This is a genomic window from Nocardia puris (assembly GCF_036051655.1).
GTDB classification, from domain to species: Bacteria; Actinomycetota; Actinomycetes; order Mycobacteriales; family Mycobacteriaceae; genus Nocardia; species Nocardia puris.
Map to the genome: position 1 here is coordinate 4548106 of NZ_CP107943.1, position 19070 is coordinate 4567175.

Here is a 19070-nt window from a genome sequence, read left to right on the forward strand (position 1 = left end):
CGCACGCGGCGAACTCCACGCCCACGGTCGGCTCCGCTCACGCGATCGGCTCTACGCACACGGTGGCTCTGCTCACACCGTGGGCGCCACTCACACGGCGGGCCCGACATCCCTCCCAAGGATGTCGGGCCCGCCGCGTGTCATCCCTCAGTCGATGGTGAACTCGAAAGTCGGTGCGCCGGAACCATCCTCGTCGGCGAGCGCGTCGTAGGTGAGCACATAGTCGCCCGTGGCGGGTTCGGGCACGACGAACACCACCGAGTTCCTCGGATTATCGATCGTCTGATTGGCGGCGAGTAGTTCGTTGATCGGCCCGCGGAAATCGGCCGCCAGCGTCTGCCCGTCCGGCGTGGTGAGCGTGAAGTACTGGTAGTAGATGTTGGCGCCGCCCGCGGGCACCCCGGCGTCACCGATCAGGGTGATCCGCAGGCCGAGATCCATTTTGCCGCGCTCGTTCTCGCCGTAGCTGGGCGCGAGCGTGGCGCCGGTGACGAGCACGGTGGTGTGGTCCTGCACCAGTTCGCCCGTCACGTCCAGCGTGCGCGGCTCGACGGACTCGACGTCGTCGCCGTCGCGCAGCGGGATCTTCGTCTGGTTGCCGCTCGACTCGCCGTACACCACGGTCATCGAGTCGAGCAGGCGGTCGGCGTCGCGCAGCACCGCCACGGACGTGGTGATCTTGCCGTCCGCCGAGCCGCCCGCGGGCACGGTGGGGTGGTCGAAGCCCGCGCCGCCGTCGATCTCGTCGCCGACCTGGAGGTAGGCGCGGATGCCTGGCATCTTGTCGTCGAGCGTGGTGTTGGTGAAGGTGAGCCCGAGGAGCACGTCGGCGCCGCCGTACTCGTCGGGCACCACCGTCGCGGTGTCCACGGTGATCTCGAAACCGTCGTACCAGCCCGTCTTGTCGATCTCGCGGACCACCGCCCGCCCGGCGGCGGGCGCACCGGCCGGTGGCTGCGCCGGTGCCGTCGTCGTGGTCGTTCCGCCGTCCGCCGGGGTCGCCGTCCCGCTCGTCTCGTCGCCGAGGCAGGCCGTGGTGACCAACAGCGCCGCGCCGATCAGCGCCACCCCGGTGATTCGTGCGGTCCTGCCCATGCCGCGCGCTCGTGTCTGCACGCTTCCTCCAAGGATTCCGGAACCCCAGCCGGGATTCGTTCCCCAGTGGATAGGTGCGGCAGGGCCGCGCATTAACGCCGGGAAGCGATCTCACCCCCCACCTCGGTGTCGTTTTCCCGCACCTCGCTGCGGAGGATGCGCAGCGATTGGCCGAGACCGCGCGCCAGCTGGGGGAGCCGGTTGGCGCCGAACAGCAGCACCAGCGCCCCGGCGACGATGAGCCAGTGGGTGGGACTCAGGGCGCCCATATCACTCCGGTTCCTTGTCCGCCGGATACACGGCGTCGACCTCGATCTCGACCAGCCAGCCCGGCACCGGCAGGCTCGCGACCTCGAGCGCGAAGCGGCTGGGCCGCGCCGGGTTGCGCTCCAGCGGCGCGGCGGGCGCGCCGGTGCCGAGCGGAACCAGTTCGGTATCACCGGTTTTCAGGTTCGTGTTGGCGAAGTACTGGCGGTAGGCGCGGTTCCAGCCCGCGTAGTCCGCGCGGTCGGTGCCCGGCGCGTTGTCCAGGAACACGCGCATCGACACGACATCGGCGAGGGACAGGCCCTGCTGTTCCAGGTTGGCCTTGATGCGGGCCAGCGCGTTGAGTCCCTGCGCCTCGGTGATGGTCACACCGCCGGTGAGCGCGCCGTCGGCGAAAGCGTCTGTGTCGATGAATGATTCGGGGGAACCTTCGGGCGCGGCGTCGTTCAGCGCCTCCGGGCCCAGCCCCGAGGACTTGTAGAAGTACGCGTCCTTCGCGATGGTCACGCCTTCGGCGATCATGGGGTTCTCCGCGTCGGCCGCCAGCACCGGCCGCGCGGTGAACGCGGCCGGTGCTGGTTCGGCGTCCGAGGAGGAGCACGCGGCCAGCAGCACCACCGAGGCCGACGCGAGGACCAGGCCCAGCGGGCGACGTCCGATCTTCATGGGTTCATTCCTCTTTCGTTGCGGATGATCAGGCGGCCTGCGCGACCCGTTCGTGGATCTGGGTGACGACCTTGCGCGCCGAGGTGAAAGCGCCGTGCTGCCAGGCGATCGCGTTGGACAGGTGGTCGCCGGCGAAGTAGATGCGCCCCACGGGGTCGAGCAGCTTTGTGTACTCGGGGGTCGCCTCGCCACCGTGCCCGGAGGCTCCGGCCCACGAAACCCACGCCGACTCCGAGTATTTCGTGCGCGCCCAGCTCCCCGAGAACGAGGACGAGACGTTCTCGCGATACTTCGGACCGTGGATCTCCGCGCCTTCCTTCAGCGCCTTCTCCAATCGCTGCCGGTGCGTGAGCGATTCGAACGCCCGCTGCCGCGCGCCGGTGCTGTAGTACCCGACCACCACACCGCGATCGGAGCCGAAATGGTCGTAGGGGAACATGATCTGGGAGATATCGCGGTTGGTGTTCGACGCGCCGCCGTAGATGCGGTCGTCCTCCTCCCACCACCGGCGCGAGTACTCGATGCCGAGCTTGCCCGAGGAGGTCGGCCGGGCCGCGCGCAGCGCCGTCAGCACCTCGCCCGGCAGGTTATTGGCCAGGCGGCCGATCAGGTTCGGCGGAATCGTGCAGATGCAATAGTCCGCCGTCTCCTGCTTGCGCACGCCGTCCTGGACGTATTCGACCGCCACGCCCTCGGGGGTGTTGCGCAGGGACCGCACCTCCGAGCCGTAGCGGATGCGGCCCGCGCCGATGGCGTTCTCGAACGCGTAGTAGATGCGGTCCATGCCGCCGACCGGGGTGAACATGAGCATCGCCTGGTCGTAACCGAATTCGAAGGTGAAGTTGCGGCCGATGCCGCCGCGGATCACATCGCTCATCCGGTACGGCGCCGTGGTGCCGCCGCCGAAGTCCAGTCCCGCACCGGGTTCGGAGTGATAGCCGCGCCGCGTCGACCCCAGATACCGTCCGTCGCTGGACAAGTCGCCGAAGTCGGTGAGGAATTCCGCGAGCGCGTCCTTGTCCTCGCGGCTCAGCACATCGTCGAGCGCGCCGCGGTCGGCGGCCTTCTTGAGCAGTTCGGAGAGGTAGCCGTAGGTGTCGGCCTTCGCCGCGCGGTAGGTGATCGAGGTGTTCGCCAGCGGCTGGTCGCCGGTGTAGTTGACCAGCGTCGTCGCGTTCTGGTTGCCGAACGCCTGGAGTTCCACACCGAGTTCGCGGCAGTAGTCCATGGTGATGTGCGTCTGCGGGATCCGCGTCGCGCCGAGGTTGAAATAGTGCCCCTCGGAGAACGTGCACGACTGCGTCTCCCCGTTGAGGTCGGTCTCCGTGGTGCCGTTGCGCACCGACCACACCCGGCCGCCCGGACGCTGCCGCGCCTCCAGGAGGGTCACCCGGTAGCCGGCCTTGCCCAGCTCGTAGGCCGCGCACAGCCCGGCGGGACCGCCGCCGAGAATCAGGATGGATCGATCGCCCGCCGCGTCACCGATGAGATCACCGGAACTGGGCGAGCGGAACCGCACCGCCGCCGGATCCGCCAGTGCCGGCGCCAAGCCCATCGTCGACATCGCCCCGTAGGCGAGCCCGGCGCCGCCGGCCATGCCGAGGCCCCTGATGAGCGATCTCCGTGTTACTTCCACATCGCCTCCCACATCCACCGCGCACATCGCGAGGTCGTCACGGGAGGCCACACTGCCCGCGGCCGATGTCGGAACACTTACCGCGCGGATACGGTCACCACACTCGCGAATGAGAACGGGCGCACCGGGTTTCTCGGTCGGGCATCGATCGGGGGTAACTGTCCGGCAACGGCCGCGAAACAGCGCGCCGCTAGGTTGATCGGCCATGTCCGCCCTGACCACGGCGATCGTCCGATCGTTCGAACCCGCGCAGCACACCGGAGGAGACGACTCCCCGATGCGGGTGCTGGGGCGCAGGCAACTGTCGGGTTACGAGGTGTTCGCGCAGTCGGTGGCCACCACCGCGCCCGCCGCGTCGATGGTCGTGGTGCCGACGATGCTGCTCGCGCACGGGGCGTGGCCGAGCGGATTGTCGACGCTGGTGGTGGTGCTCGTCGGCACCGTCCTGGCGGCGGCGTGCATCGCGCAGTTCACGCGGCGGATGATCTCGCCCGGCGGGCTCTACAGCTTCGCCTACCAGGGTCTCGGCGGACGCGGTGCGCTGCTCACGGGAGCGGCGATCCTGGTGAAGTACCTGGCGAGCGCGTCGATGACGCTCTACCACGGCAGTACCGCCGCGGTGACCGCGCTGGCGCAACTCGGTCTCGGATCGGGCGGCACCGCAACGAGATTCGTGGCCTGCCTGGTGATCGCCGCCGCCGTGCTGACGGCGCTGGTGCGCGGGGTGAAGCTCGCGGCGATGGTGATCCTCGGCATCGAGGTGTGCTCGCTCGCGTTCATCGTCGGGCTGATGGTGTTCGCGGGCGGCGCGGCCGAACCCCTCACGGTCGCGGCGGGCACCGGTCCGACGTCGCTGCCGTTCTGGTTGACGGCGGTGTTCGCGCTGGTCGGGTTCGAGAGCGCGACGTTCCTCGGGTCGGAGGCGAAGCGGCCCTACGTGACGGTGACGCGCGCGGTGGTGTGGACGCCGGTGGTGTGCGGTGCGCTGTTCCTGGTCGCCGGATGGGCCGCGTTCACCGGGCGGGCGAACTCGGTGGTCGAAGCGTATCTGCACGGGGCCAGCGCCGGATTCGGCGACGCGACGGTGATCCTGCTGCACACGGCGCTGGCGTTCTCGTGGGTGGCCTCGGCGATGGCGTCGTCGAACGCGGCCTCGCGGGTGCTGTTCACCATGGGGCTCGACGGGGTGCTGCCGCGCGGACTCGCCTTCGTGCACCGGAGTTTCCGCACGCCGGTGGCGGGGCTGCTGCTGACGGTCGGGATCGTCGCGACGGTCGCGATGGTGATGATCGGCGGTGGGCGCGCGGTGCTGCTGCCGCATCTGCAACCGGCGGCGCGGATCGGCGTCGTGACGGCCTACCTGGTGGTCGGCGCGGCGGCGCTGTTGTTCCTCACGCGCATCGGTGAGATCACGGCCGGCGTGCGCGTGGTGTGTGTGGCCGCGGTCGTGACGAGTTCGGCGGCGCTGGGCGGGCTGGTGCTGAGGGACACCGGGCGCCAAGGGTTTTCGGTGTGCGTGCTGGTGGTCCTGGTGCTCGGGGCGGTGCTGTGGTGGATGTGGTTGCGCCGCTTCGCGCCCCGCAGCCTGCTCACCATCGGCGCGTTCGACCGGGCCGATTCCGCCGACGTGCTCCCCGGCGCGGCCAGCTACGGACAGGATCCGTCCGGTGCGCTGGTGCTCGTCGCCGACCGGAAGTGTCCGCCGGTACCATGATGCGCGGCCGGGAACCCAGCGGGCACGAGCCCCGCGCGATGACAAGGGGACTGCAACTGCTCGAGGCCGTCGCCGAGATCGGTCCCGGCGCGACGGCGGCCCAGATCGCCGCCCACACCGGCATTCCCCGCGCCACCACCTACAAACTGCTCAACATCCTCGTCGCCGACGGCTATCTGGTGCGCATCGCCGACCTCTCCGGCTTCGCCCTCGGCATCCGCATCCAGCAGCTCGCCCGGCCCCAGCACCTGCCCGACCGCAATGCCGCCGTCCTCGAAAGCCTGCGCGGCGCGGTGCGTTACGGGGTGTTCCTGGCCGCCTTCACCGGCGATCGCGTCCGCTTCATCGACCGCGATCCCGACCACGATCTCCCCGGCGCCGCCACCATGTGCGACCATCCGCACGCGTCGGCGATCGGCAAGATCCTGCTGGCCCACCGGGGGATCGCGCGGCCGCCGCTGCGCAGGCTGACGCCCCGCACCATTACGGACGCGGAGGTGTTGCGCGCGGAACTGGATGGGGTGCGCGACACGGGTATCGCGCTCGAAGTGGACGAATCACGCGTGGGCCGTAGCGCTCTCGCGGTCGCTGTGCACGACGACGACCATCGCGTGACAGGGGCGCTGACCGTGGTCGGGAAGACGGGCCGGCTCCCGGCCACCGATCCGACGCTGACGGAGTTGGTGCTGGAACACGCGCGCTCGCTGCGCATTCCGTTCGACGGGACGGTGCGGCGGACGAGCACACCCGGCGCGGCGACCTCGTGAAGGGCATCACGATCGGCCGACGGCATGGACTGCTCCGGCCAACTCCGGACGCGGATGCCGCGGTGTTCGGGCGATCGTCGATCGTTGCGCGGAAGCGCTCCCCGTTCAGGACGTTTCGCGGTGCTTGGCGCAGGCCTTGCAGGTGCCGAACACCTCCACCGTGTGACTCACCTCGATGAACCCGTGTTCGGCGGCGATCGCCGACGCCCACGCCTCCACGGTGGGGCCTTCCACCTCCACCGTGCACCCGCAGTGGCGGCAGACGAGGTGGTGGTGATGGCCGGTGGAGCACTGGCGGTAGACGGATTCGCCCGAGTCGGTGCGCAGCACGTCGACCATGCCGGCGTCGGCCAGCGACTGGAGGGTGCGGTAGACGGTGGTCAGGCCGATGCCCTCGCCGCGGCGGCGCAGTTCGTCGTGCAGCTCCTGGGCCGAGCGGAACTCGTCGATATCGCCGAGCAGCGCGGAGATGGCGCTGCGCTGGCGGGTGCTGCGGACCCCCACCGACTTCTGCCGCTCCATGGTCTTGTCCTGCACCCTGTTCACCCTTCCTCGGCGTGCGCGACGGCGTCGACGACGATGTGCGCCAGGTGGTCGTCGACGAGTTCGTAGAGCACCTCGCGCCCGGACCGCTCGCCGTGCACCACGCCGGCGGCCTTCAGGATGCGCAGATGCTGGCTGACCAGCGGCTGGGTGACGCCGAGCGCGTCCACCAGCTCGTGCACGCAGCGCGGCGACTCGCGCAGTTGCAGCACGATGGCGATGCGCACCGGGGCGGCCAGGGCGCGCAGGAGCTCACCCGCGTCCTCCAGCACGGTCCGCGAGGGGACCGGCGCGGGCCCCGGCGAACGATAGGGGGTGTGCGAATGCGCGGCGGCCGTGTCGGCGGTCATCGGAACCAACTCCTTATTGGAAAGCGATTCCATTTTGATATGCATGCGTGCGCATGTCAAACAGGCTCGCGGTGCCCGTCCGACCAGCGTGCCACGTCGCCGCGGAACGCGCCGCGCCCTGTGCGGTGGAAAGTCGTTTGGTCTGGGTCGATAGTCTGTAGCCAGCGGTCCGGTCCGGACCGCGGCAATCCGTACTCGCAGTGGATGGAGAATTCTCGCGTGGCACCCAAGTCGAAGGTGGACACCGTTGCCAACCTCGCCAAGCGCCGGGGTCTGGTGTACCCGTGCGGTGAGATCTACGGAGGCACCAAGTCGGCGTGGGACTACGGTCCGCTCGGCGTCGAGCTGAAGGAGAACATCAAGCGCCAGTGGTGGCGCGCGATGGTCACCAGCCGCGAGGACGTCGTGGGCCTGGACTCCTCGGTCATCCTGCCGCGCCAGGTGTGGGAGGCCTCGGGTCACGTCGCCACCTTCACCGATCCGCTGGTCGAATCGCTCATCACGCACAAGCGCTACCGCGCCGACCACCTGCTCGAGGCGTACGAGGAGAAGCACGGCCACCCGCCGGCCAACGGCCTGGCCGACATCCGCGACCCAGAGACCGGCGATCCGGGCCAGTGGACCGAGCCGCGCAACTTCTCCGGCCTGCTCAAGACCTTCCTGGGCCCGGTGGACGACGAGGAGGGCCTGCACTACCTGCGGCCCGAGACCGCGCAGGGCATCTTCGTCAACTACAAGAACGTCGAGACCACCGCGCGTAAGAAGCCGCCGTTCGGCATCGCCCAGATCGGCAAGAGCTTCCGCAACGAGATCACGCCGGGCAACTTCATCTTCCGCACCCGCGAGTTCGAGCAGATGGAGATGGAGTTCTTCGTCAAGCCGGGCGAGGACGAGCAGTGGCACCAGTACTGGATCGACACCCGCCTGGCCTGGTACACCGACCTCGGCATCGATCCGGAGAACCTGCGCCTCTACGAGCACCCGAAGGAGAAGCTGTCGCATTACTCGACCCGCACCGTCGACATCGAGTACCGTTTCCGCTTCCAGGGCAGCGAGTGGGGTGAGCTGGAGGGCGTCGCCAACCGCACCGACTACGACCTGCGCACGCATTCGGAGCACTCCGGCGTCGACCTGAGCTACTTCGATCAGAACGCGGGCGAGCGCTACCTGCCCTACGTCATCGAGCCCGCGGCCGGTCTCACCCGCTCGCTGATGGCCTTCCTGGTCGACGCCTACACCGTCGACCAGGCGCCCAACGCCAAGGGCGTGATGGAGGAGCGCGTGAGCCTGCGCCTGGACCGCAGGCTCTCGCCGGTGAAGGCCGCCGTGCTGCCGCTCTCGCGCAACGCCGACCTCACCCCGAAGGCCAAGGACCTCGCCGCCCAGCTGCGCAAGCACTGGAACGTCGAGTTCGACGACGCGGGCGCCATCGGCCGCCGCTACCGCCGCCAGGACGAGATCGGCACCCCGTTCTGCATCACGGTCGACTTCGACACCCTCGAGGACCAGGCGGTCACCGTCCGCGAGCGCGACTCCATGGCGCAGGAGCGCATCGCGCTGGACAAGGTCGAGGGCTACCTGGCCCAGCACCTCATCGGCGTGTAAATCCCGGTTCCGACGACCCGCGGCCTCCCGGTCGCGGGTCGTCGTGCGTCCGGGACCGGTTCGGGGGCAACGCTGTTCGCCGTTGCCATAGCGGTTCTGGTGCAGCGCTTCACCGACGTGGTGCGGCGATGTCGTGCGTGGACGGGCAATGTTCCAGTAGGTAGGCGAGGGCCGACCGGGCTCAAGGTGCGGGCACGTCCCAGAAGGCGAGTTCGTGGCGCATGCCTTCGCGGAAGAGGTGTTCGGCGCGGGCGGGGTCGGCGCCCGACTCGTCCAGCATCTGGGCGCAGCGGCGGGTGAGGGCGGCGAAACCGGGGTCGGCGTAGGTGTCGACCCAGCGGCGGTAGCGCGGGTCGGCGGGCGGGTTCTCGGCGAGCCGGGCGCCGAGCGTCGAGTAGCCCCACATGCACGGGTAGAGCGCGGCCAGCCCCTCGGCGTAGTCGGCCGCCGACTCCAGCAGGAACGCGGTGTAGGCCGCGCAGGGCGCGCCCTTGGTCGCGCCGTCGAGGTCGGCGCCGAACTCCGCGGCGAGCGAGCGGTGCAGCGCGAGCTCGTCGTGGAAGGTGGCGTGCGCGAGGTCGACCAGATCGCCGAGATGGGCGGCGGGCGCCTGCCAGGCGAGCCTGCTGAACACCCGCACGTAGTCGAGCAAGAAGAGGTAGTCCTGTTCGAGCCAGGACCGGAACACCGGCTCCGGCAGCTCGCCCGAGGCGATGCCGGCGACCGTCGGATGGGTGAGCTGTTCGGCCACCAGCGGGCCTCCGATGTCCTCGAGATGTGCGGCGAGACTCATGCCCGACAGTGTGGCGTACCGGCCGGTTTGCGCGCGAAGCCGCCGTGCCTCACGCTGTGCGGTGTGTGGTGCAAAACCGGGGACGAGCTGCGCGAGCTGGCGCCGTCCGAACAGCGATTCGTGCGGCACGCGACCTTCACCGGTCGCTCGGTCGCGGTGGCGGGCGTGCTCGATATCGCCGCGCTGCGAACAGCTTTCGCCGACCTCCGCCGCGCCCATCCGATCCTGGCCTGCCGGATCGGGGAGAACGCGGCCGGGGCCGGCGTGCTGCTGCGGCCAGCCGGACCCGGCGTCGAGGCCTGGGTCCGTGCGGGAGCCGTCGCCGAACCCCGGCTGCCGGCCGGGCGGATCGACCCCACCGTGCAGCTCGCTTACCTGGACGTGGTGACCGACGGCGAGCTGGCGCGGGTGACGTTGTACGCGCACCATGCCATCGCCGACGCCGGGCACTGCGTGGCGCTGCTGAGGCGGCTGTGGGAACGGTACTCCGATCTCGTCTGCGGCATCGCGACCGAGGTTGTGCCACAAGGCTTTCCGTGGCCACTGGAATGGTATGCCGGGCAGTACGGCGTCACCCGGGCCGGAGTGTCCGGGCTGGAAGAGGCGTCGGTCGACCGGGTGGCGTGCCCGTTCCTGCCGGACCCGGCGGTGCCCGCGCCCCCTGCGCTCTACCGTCCGGCGCGGATCGTGCTGGACGCCGAGCACACGGCGCGCCTCACCGAACGCGCGCGCGAGGGCGGCGGCGTGAACGGTCTCGTCACCGCCGCGCTGATGCGCGCCTACGCGGCCGAAATCGGTTACGGCGCGGGCGAATCCGTGGTGCTGAGCTGCGTGTACCCGGTCGACATGCGCGCCAGGTTGCAGCCGCCGGTCGCGGCCGCCGACGGCACCAATATGGCCGGGCTGACCGCGTTCACCGCCGAGATCGACCCCACCACCGACCCGGTGGACCTGGGCGTGCGCGTCACGGCCCGACTGCATCACGATCTGGCCGAAGGCATTGTCGCGCAATCGGTCCTGCATTTCCCCGACTACTACGGCCCCGCCGCCACCCGCGCCATGCCGGGCCACGTCGCCGTCACCAACACCGGCCGCGTCCCCCTGCTGCGCACCCTACCCGGCCTCGCCATCACCGACTACGAAATCGTCTACCTCTCCGCCCACCCCCGCCCCTCGACCGGCCCGTCCGCGGCCGTCACCTTCCTCGTCTACAGCTTCGCCTCCCGCCTGACGATCGGCGTCCTCGGCGGCGGCGCACACCTCCCGGCAGCGGTGGAACGCGAATTGAGCGCCCTGACAGCCTTTTCCGTCGACGTGTGAGCGCGCCGCCGCCCGCGTAAAACCCAGGGGTTCGATGATGGCCCGACTTCGTGGACAATGCGGGGGACGGGACGGACGAGTGGAGGGTGATCGAGCGGTGCCTGAGGCGACACGGGAAACCGGCGGTGGACTGCGCGCGGCGGCGGTCGGGTTGGCCGCGCTCGGCGTGGGGGAGGTGGTGGCGGCGAGCCGGGGCGGGTCGCTGATCGACAGTTTCGGCCGCGCGCTCACCGACACCGCGCCGATCCCCGTCGTCGAGGCCGCCGTGACGCTCGCCGGGCGGCACGACAAGCTCGCGATCCAGCTCGGCGTCGGCGCGGGCGCGCTGGCCACCGCCGTCGCCGCGGCGGCGTTGCCGGATCGCGCGCGCGACCTGGTGGCCGGGGCGGTCGGTGCGCTGGGCGCGGCGGTGTCGCTGCGGCAGCCCAGCCGGTCGGCGTCGGCCGTGGCGGGTGCCGGTGTGGCGGCCGCGACGCTGGCCGCCGGATTGCGCGGGCGGCCGCGAGGGCGACTGTTCACCGCCGCGACGGCGGCCGCGGGCGCCGGTCTGCTGGCCGCGGCGCAGATCGTGCAGCGCGATCATGATCGCAAGTGGCACAACGAGATCCGTAGCGTGGGCCCGATGGGCGGGCTCGGTCTCGTGCCCGAGGACGGGCTCGACGAGCCCGGACTCTCCCCGCTCGTCACCACCGCTGGCCGCTTCTACGTCGCCGACGTGAGCCCGCGCCCACCGCGCATCGACCCGCGGCGCTGGCGGCTGGCCGTCACCGGTCAGGTGGCGCATCCGCTGCGGCTCTCGCTGGACGAACTCGCCGCCGACGCGGTCGAATTCGACGCCGTCATGGTGTGCGTGCACAATCACGGCGGGCAGGGGCGCGTCGGCAACGCCCGCTGGTTCGGGGTGCCGCTCGCCGACCTGCTGAAGCACGCGATCCCCGAGCCGGGCGCCACCAAGCTCGTGACCCGCGCCGCCGACGGCTACACCATCTCGCTGCCGGTCGAGCCGCTGCGCAGCGGAGAGCTGCCCGGTTACCTCGTCATCGGGATGAACGGGCAACCGCTGCCGCCCGAGCACGGCTTCCCCGCGCGCGTGTTCGTGCCCGGCCTCTACGGCCAGTACACCGGCGCGAAATGGCTGACCGAGCTGGAGCTCACCGACGACTCCCACCTCGACTACTGGGTGAAACGCGGTTGGACCCAGGACCTGCTGCGGGTGGAACCGCACGCCCGCATCGACGTCACCGCTCCCGGCCGCACCGTCGCGGGCACCCTCACCGTCGCCGGCGTCGCCTGGGCGCCCCCGCACGGCGTCGCGCGCGTGGAGATCCGCGTCGACGACGGCGACTGGCAACCCACCGACCTCGGCACCGAACTCGCCCCCGCCGCCTGGCGCCGCTGGCGCACCACGGTCGAACTTCCCTCGGGGACCCACACGGTGTCGGCCCGTTGCGTCAGCAATTCGGGGCGCGTTCAGGAAAGCGCGCACCGCCCGTCGTTCCCGTCGGGTCCGTCTGGGCTGCACTCGGTGAAAGTTCAGGTGTAGCTGGATCGTTCGATCCCGGCGGTGACGAACCACCGGGACCGACCAGCCCTCTCACCGAGTCGTGATGGGTTCCTGGAGTTCGGTGACCCACCCGCTCGGGTCCTCGCTCCATTCCAGCGTCACCTCGCGGGACTGCCCGTGGGTGCGGTACCCGTTGGCGTCGACCCAGCGGCCCAGCGCCTGCCAGGGTTCGAGGACGTCGTCCATGCTGCCGCGGTGCACCACGGTGGCGGCGCGCTCGACGGCGGGCAGATCGACGATCGAGAACCCTTCCGCCGCAGCGGATTCGGCGTTCACCGGCAGGGCCGCGTGCACCAGCACGGTCCCGTCCTGGCGCTCGTCGTAGTAGGCGATGGCGGGGCCGACGGGCTGGATGCCGCTCGCCTGCAACAGCGCGCAGAGCTTGTCGAAGAGCGGCCCGACCACGGGTCCGATCGACTGCGGCTCGAAACTGTCGGCCACGCCGGTCGTCTCGGCGACCCGCACGGCGGGGATGGACTTGATGACCACATCGTTCGCGGGCATGGTGCCCTCCTTCTCGATGATCCGGAGCCTGGTCTCCACCTGGCGCAGCCGGGCGCGGTCGCCCTCGATCCGCCGCTCGAGCTCGGCGTGGCGCAGCATGAGCATGCCGCGCAGCTCCGCGCCGCTCACCTCGTCGTTCAGGATCTGGCGCACCTGTTCCAGGGTGAAGCCCAGCTCCTTGAGCGCGACGATCCGGTTGAGCCGGGCCAGCTGGCCCGCCTCGTAGAACCGGTAGCCGGTGGCGGGGTCCACCGCGTCCGGCCGCAGCAGCTCGATGGCGTCGTAGTGGCGCAACATGCGCACCGACACCCGTCCGTGTCTGGCGAAATCTCCGATACTGAACATGACGCCTCCCGGTGTATCGGCTGACACGGTGTCAGGGTCAAGCCCGGCGCTCAGAACCGTCCGCCGCGCCCCACCCGGCGCGAGCCGCCGGACCCGCCGAACGATCGGGGCCGGTACCCGCCGCCGGAGCGCCGCGACCCCGACGCCGCACCCCGCAGCAGTCCTTCCACCAGGATGCCACCGAGCACCGCGCCGGTGGTCTGCGCGCCACTCGACGAGAACGTCTGGTTCGACTCCCACGCCCGCACGCTGGCATGCGCCTCCTGCAACGCCCGTCCGCCCAGGTCGGCGGCGGCCTGCGCGTGCGGCAGCGCCCGCGCCGGGTCGGTGGCGTCGAGCCGCTGCGCCTCGTCCAGGTTGCGCTGCGCCTCCGAGAGCCGGGTGCGGGCGTTCACGTCGACGCCGCCGCGCCGCGTGGTGATGAAATCGCTCGCCGCGCCGATGCGGGCGCGCGCGTCGGTGAGCGCCCGGTCCAGCCTGCGCCGCAGGTCCTCGGCCGCCAGCTTCCGGTCGGTGGCGGCGGCGATCGCGCGGTCGAGATCGGCGTCGGCGGCGACGGCGGCGTGGAAGGCGCCCAGGGGGTCGCTGTCGGCGCTCGTGCGCGCGCGGTCGAGCGCCTGCCGCGCGGCGGCGGTGGCCCGTTCCAGTTCCGGTCCGCCGAACTGCGTCAGCTCGGCGGCCGCGGCGATATCGCCTTCGAGTTCGGTGAGCGCGGCCGGGATGCCGTCGCGCGCCTGCTGAATGTTGGCGGCGGCGTTGTCGACCGCGTCCAGCAGCGTGCGCGCCTGACCCACCGCGCTTTCGGCGGCCCGGATCGCGGCCACCGCGCCGCCCTGCGCGCCCACCGGCTGCGCCATCGCCTGCCTGCCCGCGTCGACGTTCTGTTCGGCGAACGTGATGCGTTCGCGCGCCATCCGCACGTTATCGCTGATCGGGGCGAGCACGCTGGCCGGATACGCCGCGGTGAGTTTCGTCAGCTCGGCCTCGGCGGTGGGCGCGCGACCGGTGAGTTCCACCAGGTCCCGGGTGAGCGCGTCCAGGCGGCTCGGCGCGTTGATGAGCAGATCGCGCATGGCGTCGAATTCGGCGACCCGCGCGTCGAGTTCGCGGTCGGCGCGGCCCACGGCGCCGATCAGCTCGACCAGCAGCCTGCGCTGCTCGTCGGGGGTTTCGGGGATGTCGTCGTCGAGTTGCTGGCGGATCGTGAACGCCCGCGCCGCTGCGGCTTTCGCGTTCTCCAGGGCGGTGGTGAACGGGGTGGTCGCGGTGGCGCCGAACTCGCCGACGGCCAGCTCCAGCTCCTCGGCGCTGGTGCGCAGCGCGTCGTCGATCTCCACCAGCATCTCCGTGGAGCGGGTGTGCAGGGCCTCGAGGGGGAGGGCGGCGACGGCGGCGCTGTCGGTGGGATCGACCTGCCGGGCCGCGGCCAGGTCCTTCTTGTTCCGGTCGCGGCGGCGCTTGCGCGAGTAGAACACCAGCGCCGCGACCGCGAGCGCGATCACCAGCGCGGCGATGAACAGCCCCCGCACGCTCACCCCGCCCGCGCCCGCCGCGTCGTTGAGACCGTCGGCGGTCGCCACGCCGGCGTCGGCCCACCGGCCGTCGCGCAGCGCGGGTTCCACGTCGCGGGTGAGGATGCGGTCGAGTTCACTCTCGCTGACCCCGCTGGGGAGTTCGCCGTCGAACCAGTACTCGCGGTCACCTGTGGCGACGGCCAGCAGCACGTCGCGGTCGCCGAAACCGGAGGCGGTGGCGGTGCGTCCGGCCCACGACTGCGGGGTGAGCCCGTCGAAATCGCGCACGTAGGTGATCCACAGCCGGATCTGCCGGTCGTCGTAGAGCCGGTTCACCGCGTCGCCGACGCGGGCCTGGTCGCCGCCGAGCGCGCCGGCCCGGTCCACGACGTAGGTGTCCAGGCGGGCGGGCGGTTCCGCGACGGCGGGCGCACCGGCCAGCGCGGTGGTGATCAGCAGGAAGAGGAGGGCGACCGTCCGGGCGGACCGGGTGGCGAGACGGCTCGGCTGCGACAGCATCACACGAATGTATCCCCGGCGGGTGTCGGGGGAGTGGATAGCATCGAGGCGTGATCACGATCGATCGCCCCTACACGGGCCACGTGTCCCCCGGATCGAATCCCCAGCAGCGCGATCTCGAGGGCGCGCGCGTCCTCAAGATGGCCGTCGGCGCCATGGACAATAACGTCTACCTCGTGCAGTGTGCCGCGACCGGCGCCGCGCTGCTCATCGACGCCGCCAACGAGCCCGAGCGCATTCTCGAACTCGTCGCCCAGGAGGCGCCGGGCAAGATCAAGCTGATCGTCACCACCCACCAGCACCCCGACCACTGGTGGGCGCTCGAGGAGGTCGCCAAGACCCTCGGCGTCCCCACCGCCGCCCACCGCCTCGACGCCGACCCGCTCCCGGTGACCCCCGACCGCTACCTCGAGGACGGCGACGTCCTCGAGATCGGCGACCTCCCCCTCACCATCCACCACCTGCGCGGCCACACCCCCGGCTCGATCGCCCTCGCCCTCCCCGAAGAGCCGGGCCGCACCCACCTGTTCACCGGCGACTCCTTGTTCCCCGGCGGGGTCGGAAAGACCCACAACCCAGAGGATTTCACCACCCTGCTCGCGGACGTCACCACGAAACTCTTCGCCTATCCGGACGACACGGTGGTGTATCCGGGGCACGGTGACGACACGACGCTCGGGGTCGAGCGGCCGCATCTGGAGGAGTGGCGCGAACGGGGGTGGTGAGTCGTAAGGCGCGCGGGCCGTTCACGCGGCCGAAGTGCCGCCTACTTTGTGCGCGTGGCGAGGGCGGTACTCGGGGGGAGTGGTCTACTCCCCCCGCACCGCCACAGCGGGCGGGTGCAAGCTCTCGAACATCAACTCCGAGCTGAGCTTCCCGTGCCCCGCGGCGACCTGGCGATCCACCAGATCGCGCACCGCCCCGATGATGTCGAGATCGACCCCCGCATCGCGGCTCGCGGAAACGATGGCGTCCAGCGCCGCCTTGGTGAAGTCCAGCGGCTGGACGACGGTCGTGTAATCGCCGCTGTCGATCTGGGCGCCCGCCTCGGGCAGGCTCGCCGTCATGGCCGAGATCCACGCGGCCGCACGGTGTCCGAACTCCTCGGCCGTCATGCCGATCGTCCGCACCATCGCCGCGCCGTGGTAGAAGCCGCTGAACATCGTGTACATCCCGGCCAGCAGCGCGAAGTCGACCAGCGACGCGCTGCCCGCGTCGGTGCCGAAATACTCTGCCGTGCCCAGCAATTCGAACACCGGGCGGTAGGCGTCGAACACCTGGCGTGAGCCGCTGTAGAGCACGGTGGAGCCGGGCTGCCCGATCATGCTGGGGACAGCCATGATTCCGCCGTCGAGGTAGGCGATGCCGTGCCCGGTCGCCCAGTCGGCGAGTTCCCGCGCACCCGCGGGCTCGGTGCTGGTGAGGTTCACCAGCACCCGCCCGGCCAACGACGCCGCCACCGAGTCGAGCACTTCGTGTACCGACGCGTGGTCGAGCAGGCAGGCGATCACCAGATCGGCGTCCGCGACCGCTTCGGAGACGGTCCGCGCGCCGATCGCCCCCGCCGCGACGAGTTCCGCGTCACGCCCCGCGCTGCGATTCCACACCGTCGTCGGGTGCCCGCCGCGCAGGAGCGCGTCGGCGAGTGCCCGGCCCATCGCCCCGAGCCCGAGCACCGTGACCCGGACAGACGGAATTGCCGATTGCGGATAATCCGCCATGTTGAATCCACTCCTCGGTGATACGAGATCAGTTCGGTGTGGCGCGCCGGAATCCATCGTCGGCGCGGTGCGGGCGACCCGGCAAGTACCCACAATGAAGTCCAGTACGAACCTCAACGTAAGTGACCAGGTCGGCGCCTTCCGCCGCCCGGCCCGGCGACCTGGCAGACTTGGTGAGTGATCTCGGCTCCTCAGCGCTCGGCTCCGGCGCACGAATCCGGTCTCGCGCGCGGGGCCGGCCCCGGCTTGGCGCGCTGGATCCGCCGCATCGTCGCGGCCGCGGTGCTGATGGCCATGGTGTTGGTCGGCGGCACCGCTGTTCGCGTGTGGCAGGTGGCGCGCATCAACGACTACACCCCGGCCGACGCCATCGTGGTGCTCGGCGCGGCCCAGTACTCGGGCACGCCGTCCTCGGTGTTCGAGGCGCGGCTCGATCAGGCGTATCAGTTGTTCGAAGCCGGCGTCGCGCCGCGCATCATCACCGTCGGCGGCAAACAGGAGGGCGACCTCTATACCGAGGCCGCGTCCGGCAAGAACTACCTGGAGGGGCGCGGCGTCCCGGCCGACGCCATCCTCGCCGTCGAGACCGGCTCCGACACGCTGCGCAGCATCGAAGCGGTCGCCACCGCCATGAAAGCGCGCGATATGTCCTCGGCGGTTCTGGTGAGTGACCCGTGGCATTCGCTACGCACCCGCACCATGGCCCGCGACGCAGGCCTGCGCGCGTGGACCGCGCCCACCCGCACCGGCCCCGCCGTCTACACCCGCGAATCGCAGGCACACGGCATCGCCAGGGAAACCCTGGCCCTGGTCTGGTATCAGCTCACGCACTTCTCCGCCGACTTCCCCTACACTGCGGGCCAGTGAGCCCGATGAGCCACACCTACACCGCCCACGATCGCGAGCGGATGGTCACCGAGGGCGCCAAGACCGCCGGACTCGGCCCGCCGCGCGCCGAATTCGACACCGGGCACCGCACCGAGTTCGCGCGCGACCGCGCCCGCGTCCTGCATTCGGCCGCGCTGCGCAGGCTCGCGGACAAGACGCAGGTCATGGGCCCGCGCGATGGTGACACCCCGCGCACCCGGCTCACCCATTCGCTGGAGGTGGCCCAGATCGGGCGCAGCATCGCCGACGGTTTGCGCTGCGATCCCGACCTGGTCGACCTCGCCGGTCTCGCCCACGACATCGGGCACCCGCCTTACGGCCACAACGGGGAGCGCGCGCTCGATCAGTTCGCCGACGCCTTCGGCGGTTTCGAGGGCAACGCGCAGAACCTGCGCATCGTCACCCGGCTGGAACCGAAGGTGTTCGGACCTGATGGCGTGAGCGCCGGGCTCAACCTGACCCGCGCCGCCCTCGACGCCGCGCTCAAATACCCGTGGGGCCGAAGCGGTTCCGGCTCGAAGTTCGGCGCCTACGACGTCGACACCGACCGGCTCGCCTGGATCCGCGAGGGCGCGCCCGTCGGCAGGCGCAGCCTGGAATGCCAGATCATGGACTGGTCCGACGACGTCGCCTACTCCGTGCACGACGTCGAGGACGGCATCATCGCCGGCCGCATCGACCTGCGCGCCCTCGCCGACCCGGGCGAACAGTCCGAACTGGCCCGCATGGGTCACGCCCAGCACAGCGGGCTCAGCACCGACGAGCTGGCCGCGGCGGCGCAGCGGCTGTCGGAGCTGCCCGTGGTGGCGGCCGTGTTCGAGTTCGATCACACGCTCGCCGGGTTCGTCGCGCTGAAGCGGCTCACCAGCGAGCTGGTCGGCCGGTTCGCCACCGCCGCCATCATCGCCACCCGCGCCGTCGCCGGACCCGAACCCCTCTCTCGGTACGCCGCCGATCTGGAGATCCCGCCCGTGGTGGCCGCCGAGGTCGCGATTCTCAAGACGGTGGCCCTGCGCTACGTGATGTCGGACACCGAGCACCTGCGCCGCCAGGCCGCCCAGCGCGACCTCATCCACGCCGTCGCCGACCGCCTGCTCGCCGCGGCTCCCCAGCATCTCGATCCGCAGTTGCTGCCGTGGTGGAAGGCCGCCGACACCGACGCCGCCCGCGTGCGCGTGGTGGTGGACCAGATCGCGTCGTACACGGAGAGCAGGCTGGAGCGGTTCGCGGCGTCGTACGGGGTGTGACCCGTTCGCCCG

General features: G+C 70.9%; 18 protein-coding genes. 8 read left to right on the forward strand and 10 right to left on the reverse strand.

The window, feature by feature from the left end:
* Positions 1–147: 147 nt before the first annotated feature.
* The 4 genes from OHB21_RS20975 to OHB21_RS20990 form a co-directional block, all read right to left on the reverse strand.
* Entirely contained in the window at positions 148–1116 is a 969-nt protein-coding gene (locus OHB21_RS20975) for a hypothetical protein (protein WP_195125758.1), read from the reverse strand.
* 71 nt (positions 1117–1187) lie between these two features.
* Positions 1188–1364: a Sec-independent protein translocase subunit TatA gene (locus OHB21_RS20980; protein WP_067511935.1), complete on the reverse strand. Its 177-nt coding sequence runs from the start codon at positions 1362–1364 to the stop codon at positions 1188–1190.
* 1 nt (position 1365) lies between these two features.
* Positions 1366–2028 carry a Rid family hydrolase gene (locus OHB21_RS20985; RefSeq protein ID WP_067511933.1) on the reverse strand — a complete coding sequence of 221 codons (663 nt, stop codon included), beginning with the start codon at positions 2026–2028 and terminating at the stop codon, positions 1366–1368.
* Between the two features lie 28 nt (positions 2029–2056).
* A complete protein-coding gene (locus tag OHB21_RS20990; RefSeq protein ID WP_228791315.1) occupies positions 2057–3625 on the reverse strand; it encodes a flavin monoamine oxidase family protein in 1569 nt (522 codons plus the stop codon).
* Between the two features lie 244 nt (positions 3626–3869).
* Between OHB21_RS20990 and OHB21_RS20995 the strand changes: the two genes are divergently transcribed.
* Positions 3870–5378: an APC family permease gene (locus OHB21_RS20995; RefSeq protein WP_195125757.1), complete on the forward strand. Its 1509-nt coding sequence runs from the start codon at positions 3870–3872 to the stop codon at positions 5376–5378.
* A 38-nt stretch (positions 5379–5416) separates the two neighbouring features.
* Positions 5417–6145: an IclR family transcriptional regulator gene (locus OHB21_RS21000; protein WP_113975248.1), complete on the forward strand. Its 729-nt coding sequence runs from the start codon at positions 5417–5419 to the stop codon at positions 6143–6145.
* Positions 6146–6250: 105 nt separating this feature from the next.
* On the opposite strand, the gene OHB21_RS21005 is transcribed toward OHB21_RS21000, so the two are convergent.
* Positions 6251–6667: a Fur family transcriptional regulator gene (locus OHB21_RS21005; RefSeq protein ID WP_067512024.1), complete on the reverse strand. Its 417-nt coding sequence runs from the start codon at positions 6665–6667 to the stop codon at positions 6251–6253.
* Positions 6668–6687: 20 nt separating this feature from the next.
* On the reverse strand, positions 6688–7038 hold the full coding sequence (locus tag OHB21_RS21010) for an ArsR/SmtB family transcription factor (protein ID WP_067512021.1): 351 nt from the start codon (positions 7036–7038) through the stop codon (positions 6688–6690).
* 204 nt (positions 7039–7242) lie between these two features.
* Between OHB21_RS21010 and OHB21_RS21015 the strand changes: the two genes are divergently transcribed.
* The gene (locus OHB21_RS21015) at positions 7243–8643 is read left to right on the forward strand and encodes a glycine--tRNA ligase (RefSeq protein ID WP_195125756.1); all 1401 of its coding nucleotides are present in this window, start codon (positions 7243–7245) and stop codon (positions 8641–8643) included.
* 181 nt (positions 8644–8824) lie between these two features.
* Here OHB21_RS21015 and OHB21_RS21020 read toward each other — a convergent pair whose 3' ends face one another.
* A complete protein-coding gene (locus OHB21_RS21020) occupies positions 8825–9436 on the reverse strand; it encodes a TenA family protein (RefSeq protein WP_067511928.1) in 612 nt (203 codons plus the stop codon).
* Positions 9437–9499: 63 nt separating this feature from the next.
* Here OHB21_RS21020 and OHB21_RS21025 point away from each other — a divergent pair, with 63 nt between their 5' ends.
* Both OHB21_RS21025 and OHB21_RS21030 read left to right on the forward strand, forming a co-directional pair.
* On the forward strand, positions 9500–10756 hold the full coding sequence (locus tag OHB21_RS21025; RefSeq protein ID WP_324192044.1) for a phthiocerol/phthiodiolone dimycocerosyl transferase family protein: 1257 nt from the start codon (positions 9500–9502) through the stop codon (positions 10754–10756).
* Positions 10757–10853: 97 nt separating this feature from the next.
* On the forward strand, positions 10854–12299 hold the full coding sequence (locus OHB21_RS21030; RefSeq protein WP_113975234.1) for a molybdopterin-dependent oxidoreductase: 1446 nt from the start codon (positions 10854–10856) through the stop codon (positions 12297–12299).
* Between the two features lie 51 nt (positions 12300–12350).
* Here the strand turns inward: OHB21_RS21030 and OHB21_RS21035 are convergent, their stop codons facing one another.
* Together OHB21_RS21035 and OHB21_RS21040 are read right to left on the reverse strand one after the other, a co-directional pair.
* Positions 12351–13169 (reverse strand): MerR family transcriptional regulator, encoded by an 819-nt coding sequence (locus tag OHB21_RS21035; protein ID WP_067514868.1) that lies wholly within the window; start codon positions 13167–13169, stop codon positions 12351–12353.
* Positions 13170–13219: 50 nt separating this feature from the next.
* Positions 13220–15202 (reverse strand): TPM domain-containing protein, encoded by a 1983-nt coding sequence (locus OHB21_RS21040; RefSeq protein ID WP_328435674.1) that lies wholly within the window; start codon positions 15200–15202, stop codon positions 13220–13222.
* A gap of 50 nt (positions 15203–15252) precedes the next feature.
* Between OHB21_RS21040 and OHB21_RS21045 the strand changes: the two genes are divergently transcribed.
* Entirely contained in the window at positions 15253–15927 is a 675-nt protein-coding gene (locus tag OHB21_RS21045) for an MBL fold metallo-hydrolase (RefSeq protein ID WP_067514331.1), read from the forward strand.
* An 84-nt stretch (positions 15928–16011) separates the two neighbouring features.
* On the opposite strand, the gene OHB21_RS21050 is transcribed toward OHB21_RS21045, so the two are convergent.
* Complete coding sequence (locus tag OHB21_RS21050) at positions 16012–16923, reverse strand: NAD(P)-dependent oxidoreductase (RefSeq protein ID WP_195125754.1); 912 nt, start codon at positions 16921–16923, stop codon at positions 16012–16014.
* A 177-nt stretch (positions 16924–17100) separates the two neighbouring features.
* Between OHB21_RS21050 and OHB21_RS21055 the strand changes: the two genes are divergently transcribed.
* Both OHB21_RS21055 and OHB21_RS21060 read left to right on the forward strand, forming a co-directional pair.
* Positions 17101–17790: a YdcF family protein gene (locus tag OHB21_RS21055; RefSeq protein WP_067514334.1), complete on the forward strand. Its 690-nt coding sequence runs from the start codon at positions 17101–17103 to the stop codon at positions 17788–17790.
* A 5-nt stretch (positions 17791–17795) separates the two neighbouring features.
* Positions 17796–19058, forward strand: coding sequence for a deoxyguanosinetriphosphate triphosphohydrolase (locus OHB21_RS21060; RefSeq protein WP_067514336.1), 1263 nt, complete (start codon positions 17796–17798; stop codon positions 19056–19058).
* The last annotated feature ends 12 nt before the right edge of the window (positions 19059–19070 follow it).

Coding starts and splice junctions, on each gene's coding strand:
- OHB21_RS21020 (WP_067511928.1), bottom strand. CDS start 9,436: ATGAGTCTCGCCGCACATCTCGAGGACATCGGAGGCCCGCTGGTGGCC.
- OHB21_RS21005 (WP_067512024.1), bottom strand. CDS start 6,667: ATGGAGCGGCAGAAGTCGGTGGGGGTCCGCAGCACCCGCCAGCGCAGC.
- OHB21_RS20980 (WP_067511935.1), bottom strand. CDS start 1,364: ATGGGCGCCCTGAGTCCCACCCACTGGCTCATCGTCGCCGGGGCGCTG.
- OHB21_RS21040 (WP_328435674.1), bottom strand. CDS start 15,202: ATGCTGTCGCAGCCGAGCCGTCTCGCCACCCGGTCCGCCCGGACGGTC.
- OHB21_RS21060 (WP_067514336.1), top strand. CDS start 17,796: ATGAGCCACACCTACACCGCCCACGATCGCGAGCGGATGGTCACCGAG.
- OHB21_RS20995 (WP_195125757.1), top strand. CDS start 3,870: ATGTCCGCCCTGACCACGGCGATCGTCCGATCGTTCGAACCCGCGCAG.
- OHB21_RS20990 (WP_228791315.1), bottom strand. CDS start 3,625: ATGGCCGGCGGCGCCGGGCTCGCCTACGGGGCGATGTCGACGATGGGC.
- OHB21_RS21000 (WP_113975248.1), top strand. CDS start 5,417: ATGACAAGGGGACTGCAACTGCTCGAGGCCGTCGCCGAGATCGGTCCC.
- OHB21_RS21050 (WP_195125754.1), bottom strand. CDS start 16,923: ATGGCGGATTATCCGCAATCGGCAATTCCGTCTGTCCGGGTCACGGTG.
- OHB21_RS20985 (WP_067511933.1), bottom strand. CDS start 2,028: ATGAAGATCGGACGTCGCCCGCTGGGCCTGGTCCTCGCGTCGGCCTCG.
- OHB21_RS21010 (WP_067512021.1), bottom strand. CDS start 7,038: ATGACCGCCGACACGGCCGCCGCGCATTCGCACACCCCCTATCGTTCG.
- OHB21_RS21035 (WP_067514868.1), bottom strand. CDS start 13,169: ATGTTCAGTATCGGAGATTTCGCCAGACACGGACGGGTGTCGGTGCGC.
- OHB21_RS21015 (WP_195125756.1), top strand. CDS start 7,243: ATGGAGAATTCTCGCGTGGCACCCAAGTCGAAGGTGGACACCGTTGCC.